At 65.0% G+C, this 1,025-nt stretch carries 2 protein-coding genes; both read right to left on the bottom strand.

Features of this window, described 5'->3' with window-relative positions; genetic code table 11:
• A partial coding sequence (locus tag GWQ22_RS21925) for a baseplate J/gp47 family protein (protein WP_275931633.1) occupies positions 1-691 on the bottom strand: 691 nt, incomplete at its 3' end.
• Entirely contained in the window at positions 688-1,011 is a 324-nt protein-coding gene (locus tag GWQ22_RS21920) for a DUF2590 family protein (RefSeq protein ID WP_271774600.1), read from the bottom strand. The genes GWQ22_RS21925 and GWQ22_RS21920, both read right to left, overlap by 4 nt.
• Positions 1,012-1,025: the final 14 nt, after the last annotated feature.

The raw sequence follows: 1,025 nt of genomic DNA, 5'->3' as shown, positions 1-1,025 counted from the left end.
TGGAGCGGTAAATGGCGTCGATGTGATAACGCCCCACCGCCGAGAACTGGTTCTGGATGCGCAGGCCCAAAGCGTCATTGCCCTCGGCATCGGCGCCCTGGGTGGTTATCCACTCCCTGTCATCGTTACGTGCTGACAGGATGCCGGTCACCGGTTCGCTCAGCAGGTTGTAATAGCCCGGCGCCAGATTCCACGCCGCGCCCGCGAACTCTGCCTCGCAGACCACCCGGGCCACCGCTTCGCCGGCAGGGCTCACCACCGCCTGCAAGGGCCGCAAGCGGTAGATGGTGCCGTTGATGCGCTCGGTGGTGACCCAGATATCGGCCGGGATGGTGACCGCTTCGCTGGGATTGGCCTTGACGAAATTGACCAGGCCCCGGGTGGTCTGAGCGGGTTTGCGGGTCAAGTCCACATCCCAGGCCTTGAGGTCGAGATAGGCATCGGTGGCGGTGGCCGCGAAGGTGTTGGGCAGCACATGGCCGGCCAAGAGCGTGCGGACCAGCCAGAGCGCTGGCGTTATCACCACCCCGCGCACCAGCCGCCAGAAGGGGCTCACGTCGCTGTCATTGGTGATGAGGGAGCCAGCGGCGACTACCTCCTGTTTGAGCTCGGCTTCCATGGCCTGCTCGGTGGTCGGGACGCCGGTCTCGGCCAGCAGGGCCATAAAGTCCACGGTCGGGCGCAGGTTCACAGGGTTACCTCCAGTTCGCCGAATTCATAGGTGCGGGCGGTGACCAGTATCCGGTCGGGGGCCTCTTCACGGATGAGGATGGTGCCGGGCACCAGCCGCTCGTCGTCTTCAACCAGCAGTTCAATCTCGGTCATCACGTCGCTGCGCAGGGTCGGGCTGCGCTCGCCGATGAGCTTGCGGGCGAGCCCGGACTCCATGATGCGGTGCTTGATGTCCTGACCGATGCTGTGGCGGTCCTGGGTGGTGCGGGGCTGGCCGCCGGCATCGAGCTGCCAGGCGCCGTTCACCACCAGGATGTCGATGTACTTGGGCTCATTCATCTACGTTGTGCTCC

The sequence above is a fragment of the Aeromonas sp. 1HA1 genome (assembly GCF_029237385.1).
Lineage (GTDB): Bacteria > Pseudomonadota > Gammaproteobacteria > Enterobacterales > Aeromonadaceae > Aeromonas > Aeromonas popoffii.
Note: the sequence above shows the minus strand (reverse complement) of the source record. Positions and strands in the feature narration are given on the sequence as shown.

Bases quoted from the DNA above. Each gene is read 5' to 3' on its own strand.
- GWQ22_RS21920 (WP_271774600.1), bottom strand. From the start codon at position 1,011: ATGAATGAGCCCAAGTACATCGACATCCTGGTGGTGAACGGCGCCTGG.